The organism is Aeromonas sp. QDB62, assembly GCF_027705695.1.
Classification (GTDB): Bacteria; Pseudomonadota; Gammaproteobacteria; order Enterobacterales; family Aeromonadaceae; genus Aeromonas; species Aeromonas allosaccharophila.
In genome coordinates, this window is the sequence record NZ_JAPDCD010000082.1 from 1 (window position 1) to 7,719 (window position 7,719).

Here is a 7,719-nt window from a genome sequence, read left to right on the forward strand (position 1 = left end):
ACCGGGTTCGCTCTTGATGATGTGTCTCGCGTTCATGGTCGGCGTTAATATTCGTCTGCCGATGATTTTCGGGGATTCAAGTGAGATTTCTCCGCCGTTTTTACCCTTTGGCCGCTTTTTTCGGCGGTTTCATCGCCGACGCGTTGACGCTCGGCCAGCGCGTCACCCCGTTGGATTTCTGGCGTCTGGGCGGGTTTCTCCTGGGCGCGGCGGTGTTCGCGCTGTGGCTGGCCTGGCGCGGAACGAGGCGCAAGGAGCCGCCCGTGCCGGCTGCCGATCTGCGTGGGCACGTCGCGCGTTTGACCTGGCAGGCGCCTTACCTGCTCATGCAGTTCTTCGGCTCTATGCCGTTTCCAGTGGAAATTGACTTCTCAACAAACATGACCCTCGGTGGTACAACCGCCCGACACTGACGCCGACCTCGCGCCCGATGAACACCCAGATCGAAGCTCTCTTCACCACCGCACTTGGCCTGCAGCCGCCCTGGTACGTCGCCAAGGTCGAGCTCAACACAGCCAAGCGGCGGATCGACTTCGAGGTCGAGCACACCGGCGGTCGTGCTACGTGTCCGGCGTGTGGGGCCGAGCACCAGCTGATCCACGACCGGGTGCGGCGCAGCTGGCGTCACCTGGATTTCTTTCAGTTCGAAGCGTGGCTGCATGCCGCGATCCCGCGCGTTCAGTGCAACGGCTGCGGCAAGACCACGCAGCTGCCGGTGCCGTGGGCGCGTGAGGGGAGCGGCTTTACCCTGCTGTTCGAGGCGCTGAGTCTGTCGCTGTGCCGAGAGATGCCGGTGCGCCAGGCGGCCAACCAGTTGCGGGTTGCCCCGAAGCGCCTGTGGCGCCGCGTGCGCCATTACGTCGAGGTGGCCCGTGCCAAGGACGACATGTCGTGCGTGCGCTACGTCGGGATCGACGAGACCAGCGTCAAGCGTGGTCACGAGTACATCACCGTCGTGCATGACCTTGAAGCCAAGCGCTTGCTGTTTGCCACCCCGGGGCGCGATCACGCTACGTTGCAGGCCTTTGCCCAGGACATGCGTGCGCACGGCGGCGATCCGCTGGCCATTGAGCACGCCTGTATCGACATGAGCGCGGCCTACGCCAAGGGAATCGACCAGTCGCTGCCCAATGCCCGGATCAGCTACGACCGCTTTCATGTCGTGGCGCTGGCCAACGCGGCGATGGACGAGGTGCGTCGCGAAGAGATGCGTAGCTCGGCGGCAGCGGTGCGCGAAGCGGTCGGCGCACAGAGCAAGAAGACGCTGCGTCAGCTGCTGTGGGGGATGCGCAAGAACCCGGTGAGCTGGACCCGTGCCCAGTTCGAGGCGATGCACTGGCTGCAACGCTCGAATCTGAAGAGCGCGCGTGCGTGGCGCCTGAAGCAGGCACTGCGGCTGGTCTATCGCGATGCAGCCGCGAGCAACAGCGAGGAGATCGCGCAAGGTGCCATGAGCAAATGGCTGAGCTGGGCGCGCCGCAGCCGCCTGGAGCCCTTCAAGCGGCTGGCCCTCACCCTGAAGGAGCACCTCGGCGGCGTCGTGCGCGGCATGCTCGACGGACGCAGCAACGCCTACGTTGAAGCGATGAACGGCCTGCTCCAACAGACGAAGACCGCCGCCCGAGGCTTCCGCAACATCGAGAACTTTATCGCCATGGCCTACCTGCGCATGTCCAAGCTCAAGCATCTACCGCAGAACCCCCTGGTGCCGGCCGTCGCCCGCGACTACGGGCGCTACCGTCATGTTTGTTGAGAAGTCAATTTCCACTGGAAACGGCATAGAGCCAGTTCTTCTTCGGCGGTATTTTCTCCGCGCTTTTCATCCTTTATTTCAAGAGTTCCGGGCATCTCGGTTCGTGGCTGACGGCGGCAATCCTCGGCGCGTTGCTGGTGGCCAACGAATTCGCCGGCGATCGCTATGGCCGGCGGTTTACGTTGACCTGGTCGTTGTTCGCGCTCAACGCCATCCTGTTGTTCAATTTTTTGTTGCCGCATCTGGCCGGCAGTCTCGACCCGCTGTGGTTCTACGCGTCGACGCTGGCCGGCGCGCTGCTGGCCAGCCTGCTGCGTGGGGTGGCACCGGGTCGGCCGGGACGGATCAGGCCGGCCTGGGGCATCGCCGGTGCGTTGCTGGCGGCCTGGCATCACGGCATGATTGCGCCGGTGCCGCTGGTCAAGCGGGATATGGCCGTCGGCCACGACTTCGTACAAACCGGTGGACGCTTTCTCCTGCAGGTGGAGCGGGCGCCCTGGTGGCAGTTCTGGCGCGATCATTCAGCCACGGTGCAGGTTGCCGAGGGGGCGCGTCTGTACGGCGTGACCGCCGTATTTGCCCCGTTGGGAGTGGCCGCAGAACTTGAGCATCGCTGGGAGTTTCGTGAAGTCGGCGGATGGCGGCAGGTTTACCGCGACCGCTTTCGCAGCACCGGTGGGCGGGAGCGCGGCTTTCGCGGGTATTCGTGGGTGCTCGATCCAAAACCGGGGGAATGGCGTTTTACCGTCGCCACCGGCGACGGACGGACCATCGGCATACTGCAAGTGCAGGTGCGCCGCGGGGCGCCGCAGCTGGAGTCCTTGCTGGAACGGGAGTTCTGATGTTTCGTTTTGTCTTCGGGGTGTAACATTTTCTTCATGATTTTGCGTTACGCTCCTCCTCCGATCATTTGTTGGAAACTCCGATGGTTGTAAGAAAGACCGCCGCAAGTGCACCTTCTGTGCCGGCTCAGCCGGCTGTCGCCGCGCCGGCACGGCGTGCCGGAAAAACCGCGGCGACCCGCAACACGCCGGAGGCGAAGCCAGCCGCGACGACGACGGCTTCCTTGCCTGAATCCACGCATCTGGTGGCAGGGGCGGGTGGCAAAAGGCGCAAGAAACTGGCCAAGGCGTTTGCGCGTCCGCTCGACAAGATCCTGAAGAACAAGTCTGCGCCGGTCGACGTGCGCTGCACGTTCCCTGCCGGCGAGTACGAGCAACTGGTCAGAATCAAGAGGCAACTGGCTGAACGAGGCATCAAGGTCAGGAAACGCGATTTATTGCGCGCGGGACTGATGCTTCTCTCGGTTCAGTCGGACGAAGATTTGCAGCGTTTGCTGACCGGCCTTTCCGCACTGCGCTGATTTTCTCTCTGTGCCTTCAGCGGGTAGCAGGCTTCTCCAGATTATTGTTTCAGATCGTCCGACCGACCTTATGTGTCCTTCAGGATAAATGCTTTCATCTTCAGGTCATATTGAACCCAATGCACGAGGATCCAATCTTCCACTTTTGATAAGACATGTTCGTGATTGGCGGAGGAGTCTTTCATGAAGTCAGCGAGCAGGGAGGCGTGTTTCCTCATGATCTGCTGATGTGATCTTATGTGATTCCTTACGTCGACATCGGGCATTCCAAATTTCTTGAAGAATTCTTCTTCATGCTCAAAATGCGTACTGAGCTGTTGACCAATTGCATTCAATACAGTGCTGAAACCCTCGCTTTTATCAGCAACAGGAGATGCAACCTGGAGTCTATGCAAAAGGTTCAGCAGACTTTCGTGCTCGTCGTCAATGGAAGGTTCTCCAATCCGTAGCGATGCCAATCTGATTTCAGAATCCAGGACGCCGTTGTCAGGATTCTTCCCGGAGATAAATTCTTTCCATGACGCGATAGTGCTTTCAAATTCTGCAACAGGCAATGGTCGACCATAGTAATAGCCTTGATACTGATAGCAGCCCAGTTTGGCTAGGAAGTCGCGGTGTTCCTCCGTCTCAACGCCTTCTGCGATGACCGCAAGCCCGAGACTGCTGCCCAGTGCAATGATCATTTTGGCAATCGCGACATCATCGGCATCATCGAAAAGCTGCTTGATAAACAGTTTGTCTATTTTTAGTTCGCACAACGGGAGGCGTTTCAAATAGGATAAGGACGAATATCCGGTTCCGAAATCGTCAAGCGAGAAGCCGATTCCTTTTTCCCGTAGAGAGAGCATTTTGGCGATAATGCCTTCCGTGTCTTCAATGAGAAGACTTTCGGTCAGTTCCAGTTTGAGACGACTGGCATCAATGTCTTCTTTTCCTACGTATTCAAGTATTTTTTCGACGAAGTTCTTTTCCAGCAATTGCTTGGCGCTGACATTGACAGAAATTGTCGTCGCCGCCGTTTGCTGACGATTTGCCCAAAGACGAAGTTGACGACAAGCCGATCCGATAACCCAATAGCCGATTTCGACAATGAGGCCGGAATCTTCCGCTACCGCGATGAAATCACCCGGGAAGAGAAGCCCTCTTTGTGGATGATGCCAGCGGATTAAAGCCTCTGCTCCTCTGAGTCGGCCCTGATAATCGACCTGCATTTGATAATGAAGAACGAATTCATCTCTGGTGAGCGCTTGGCGCAATTCTTTCTCAAGCGCCACACGTTGCACTACGGCCACCTGCATTTCCCCGTCAAAGAAGCGAAAAGTTTTCCGCCCGGCACTCTTGGCCTGGTAAAGCGCAAGGTCGGCGTGCTTGAGGATATCTTCAACGCTGAGCTCGTTCTTGACATTGGCATCAAAAAGAGTGATTCCGACACTTGCGCTGCTATGGCAATCGTGCGAGCTGCAACGATAGGGGTGACTGAGCACACCGATGATTTTCTCGGCGACAATTCTTGCGTGGTCGGCGGCTTCGTGCCCGTCCTGTGCGAGGCCGTCCAGGAGGGCGACAAATTCGTCGCCACCCAGGCGGGCGATTGTGTCATTCTCGCGCACGCAGTTCCTGAGCCGATTGGCTGCTTGAACCAGAAGTTGATCACCGATATCGTGGCCCAAAGTGTCGTTAATCATTTTGAAGTTGTCGAGGTCGATAAATAGCAAGGCGCCGGTACTCTGGCTACGATGAACCGAACTCAAGGCCTGACTTAACCTGTCAAGGAGCAGGCGCCTGTTGGCCAGGTTGGTGAGCGGATCATAGAACGCCAGCGTGTTCAACTGCTCCTCAGCCGTTTTGCGCTTGGATATGTCCTCAATTGCCCATAGGCCACCTCCCGCGCGACATTCCAGGTCCAATACACAGCCGCGGATTTCAGCCCAAAAATGAGAACTGTCGTGGCGCTTGAGCAGTAATTCTTGTTCATATGAACGATTGGAACGTGTGGCGTCGACGAGTCCGTCACGGGTTGCCTGATACTGGGTCGATGACAAAAAGAGCGACGTAAGTGGCAGGCCAACCATTTCGCCATCCGCATAGCCAAAAATCTGTTCGGCGCGTGCGTTGGCCAACCGGATTAGGTCATCGCACACAAAAATGACCCCAACCTGAATATTGCTGAGGATTGTTCTTTGCTCGATGAAGGAGTGACTCAAGTTGATCCGCATCTGGTTCATCTGATGTGCCAACTGACCGATTTCGTCCATGTGGTCCATCTGCAATGATGATTCCAGATTGCCGTTAGCGAGTTGGTCCGAGAATGTCGTGAGCACTTTCAACGGCGCCAGAATCCAGTAGTGCACAGACGCCAGGATCAGGAAAAACGCCAGCATACATTGACCCAGGAGAATCAATGCGTAGTTGTATTGCTCACGTCGGAATTTGGACATGGCGGGACCATCGTACTGATCAATCTCGACAAAACCAATTTTCTCGCTGTTAAGCACAAGGTCGTGCCGGGCATTTCTCACCCTGCCGATTTGACGACTGGCATCTTCTACGGTTAGAAATCGACTTTGGATGTTGCTGGTGACGGAAATTGCAATCCGGGCGATCTGGGGGTCGAGCATTGCCGAATTGACTATGGCTTGTGCGGCATTCAGATCGTAGTTCCAGACGGGATTTTTCAGACTGTCGGCCAGAAGTACTATCTTGTCCTGAAGGCTCCGGTTCAGTTCCTGATTGACACGTCCCTGATCGACGTGGTTAAGAATCAGGCCGCCAACCAGAGCGGGGAGCAGCATGCCGGCACAGGTTGCAAGCAGGATGACCGTTCTCAGGTTCTCTCGCCGCATCAGTTTGTGCAGATGCATGACGATGGAAATTTTTTGGTTCAGAAAACTCTGGCGTGTCTGATTACCCGTCATGTGTCAGTCTCCATGCATGACACTGCGCCGCCTGTCTGGCCCGGAAGAAGGCAGGCATGTCATGGCTTCAGCAAAGACTGAATTTCTGGCCGCGACAGATTCCCGAGCGTTACCATCTCCGTGCCGGTGTGGATGTTTACATCCTTGACGGGTGCTTTGCGAGCCGCAGCGATGGCTGCTTTCACGGCGAGGTATCCCATTTGCCGGGGATTTTGCACAATCAAGCCGTCGATGGCTTTGTTTCGCAGACCGTCCAAAAGATAATCAGTCGAATCAAATCCGATCAGCCGAATTTTCCCGGCCAGACCCGATTCGCGCAGTGCCCTGAGCATTCCATCGCTGGATGACTCATTGACAGCGAAAATCCCGTCAATGTGTAGTGTTTCTTTCAAAAGTTTGAGTGCTGAACGGAGCGATCTTCCCCGTGATCCGCCACCGTAGATGTCGGCAACCACTTTGAGCTTCGAGGACTCCTCTTTCAGGTAAGCCAAAAATCCTTCGCCGCGTTCGTCTGTCGACGCGCTACCCTTCACCGTGCGATAAAGGACCACGTTGCCGCGACCGCCCAGTAATTCAGATAAATGTTTTGCAGCGAGTTTCCCGGCGGAATAATTGTCCGTGGCAATGAAATTTTGGTAGATGCGAGCTGAAATTCCTGAATCCACGACAATGATCGGAATTCCCTTTTCTGCCGCTTTCTTGACTGCGGGGACTAGCCTGACCCCATCTGTCGGTGCGACTACTATCGCGTCAACATCAGAAGCCGTGTAAGCCTCGACAATGGCGATTTGCGATTCTGTATCGTCGTTGTACGCCGGGCCGCGCCATGTGAGCCGCACATTTCCGCTTTCGGCAACGGCACGATCAACTCCTTTGCGCATGAATTTCCAGAAATCCTGGTCGCCGGCTTTAGGAATGAATACGATATTAAGCGTTCTCTCCTCGGAAAATGCCGATTGTGTGGAGAGCACCAGCAAGGCAACAAGAATCGCGACGAATCTTTTCATGGTGCTTTCCCTTTTCCGTCCAGAATTATTTCTGAGGCTATCTTTTGAGCGTGGATCAAGCAGCATCTTCGGATCAAGCGTTTCTACGGTACGTCGGAGAATGCGGTCAAGACGCAAATCTGGATCGCGGTATCGGTCTATGTCCTCGTCGCCATCGTCAAGAAGCGCCTCAATCTCGACGCTTCGCTCTACACTTTGCTACAGATATTGTCAGTCACTCTTTTCGAGAAGATGCCCTTGCAGCAAGCCTTTCCGGGCAGCAACTCCAGTTCCGACAACATCACCATCAACAACCAATTGAATCTGTTCGCGTTTTAACCGGACAGCTGTGTGTGAGTATAAATATAGACTAATTTTTTCTTCGTGAAAAGCGGCTACCGGCGACGAAGTCGACCGCAATCGACAACGTCTTCTTCGCCGCGTCAAACGCCACTCCATTGATGTACCACGGGGAGGCAATACCCAGGGCGGCTTCAAACAGTTTGGCGGTCATGTCGTGGTCTCTCATGTTTCACAGGGGCGCACATCGTACCCGCGTGTTCGGTCCGGCAATCACCGCATTCGTCTCCATGGCTGGATGCACAACCCCGCGGCATCCAGCCATGGACCAGCGTATCGCCCGATTCCGCGCGTCAAGGGTCCGCTTCGCCGGGCTTCGCCCGCCCTTGACCCCCAGCCTCG

6 protein-coding genes and 2 pseudogenes are annotated in these 7,719 nt (G+C 56.4%); 5 read left to right on the top strand and 3 right to left on the bottom strand.

The genetic code is table 11. From position 1 onward, the window contains the following. Window positions 1-80: 80 nt before the first annotated feature. From OKC27_RS22005 to OKC27_RS22020, 4 genes are all read left to right on the top strand, one after another. Window positions 81-413, top strand: a complete 333-nt coding sequence (locus OKC27_RS22005; protein ID WP_244776908.1) for a hypothetical protein — start codon at window positions 81-83, stop codon at window positions 411-413. 17 nt (window positions 414-430) lie between these two features. Beyond that, the gene (locus OKC27_RS22010; RefSeq protein ID WP_244776907.1) at window positions 431-1,753 is read left to right on the top strand and encodes an ISL3-like element ISIde1 family transposase; all 1,323 of its coding nucleotides are present in this window, start codon (window positions 431-433) and stop codon (window positions 1,751-1,753) included. A gap of 137 nt (window positions 1,754-1,890) precedes the next feature. Further along, on the top strand, window positions 1,891-2,595 hold the full coding sequence (locus OKC27_RS22015) for a DUF2914 domain-containing protein (protein WP_244776906.1): 705 nt from the start codon (window positions 1,891-1,893) through the stop codon (window positions 2,593-2,595). A gap of 83 nt (window positions 2,596-2,678) precedes the next feature. Beyond that, on the top strand, window positions 2,679-3,116 hold the full coding sequence (locus OKC27_RS22020; RefSeq protein ID WP_244776905.1) for a hypothetical protein: 438 nt from the start codon (window positions 2,679-2,681) through the stop codon (window positions 3,114-3,116). Between the two features lie 68 nt (window positions 3,117-3,184). On the opposite strand, the gene OKC27_RS22025 is transcribed toward OKC27_RS22020, so the two are convergent. Together OKC27_RS22025 and OKC27_RS22030 are read right to left on the bottom strand one after the other, a co-directional pair. Beyond that, on the bottom strand, window positions 3,185-6,031 hold the full coding sequence (locus OKC27_RS22025; protein WP_270682465.1) for an EAL domain-containing protein: 2,847 nt from the start codon (window positions 6,029-6,031) through the stop codon (window positions 3,185-3,187). Between the two features lie 59 nt (window positions 6,032-6,090). Continuing rightward, window positions 6,091-7,038, bottom strand: a complete 948-nt coding sequence (locus OKC27_RS22030; RefSeq protein WP_244776903.1) for an ABC transporter substrate-binding protein — start codon at window positions 7,036-7,038, stop codon at window positions 6,091-6,093. A gap of 51 nt (window positions 7,039-7,089) precedes the next feature. On the opposite strand from OKC27_RS22030, the pseudogene OKC27_RS22035 reads away from it, so the two are divergent. Then, window positions 7,090-7,356, top strand: a pseudogene (locus OKC27_RS22035) (IS4 family transposase); the annotation flags it as partial. A 46-nt stretch (window positions 7,357-7,402) separates the two neighbouring features. On the opposite strand, the pseudogene OKC27_RS22040 reads toward OKC27_RS22035, so the two are convergent. Next, window positions 7,403-7,531 (bottom strand): annotated as a pseudogene (locus OKC27_RS22040) (ISL3 family transposase); the annotation flags it as partial. Window positions 7,532-7,719: the final 188 nt, after the last annotated feature.

Coding starts and splice junctions, on each gene's coding strand:
- OKC27_RS22010 (WP_244776907.1), top strand. CDS start 431: ATGAACACCCAGATCGAAGCTCTCTTCACCACCGCACTTGGCCTGCAG.
- OKC27_RS22020 (WP_244776905.1), top strand. CDS start 2,679: ATGGTTGTAAGAAAGACCGCCGCAAGTGCACCTTCTGTGCCGGCTCAG.
- OKC27_RS22025 (WP_270682465.1), bottom strand. CDS start 6,031: ATGACGGGTAATCAGACACGCCAGAGTTTTCTGAACCAAAAAATTTCC.
- OKC27_RS22030 (WP_244776903.1), bottom strand. CDS start 7,038: ATGAAAAGATTCGTCGCGATTCTTGTTGCCTTGCTGGTGCTCTCCACA.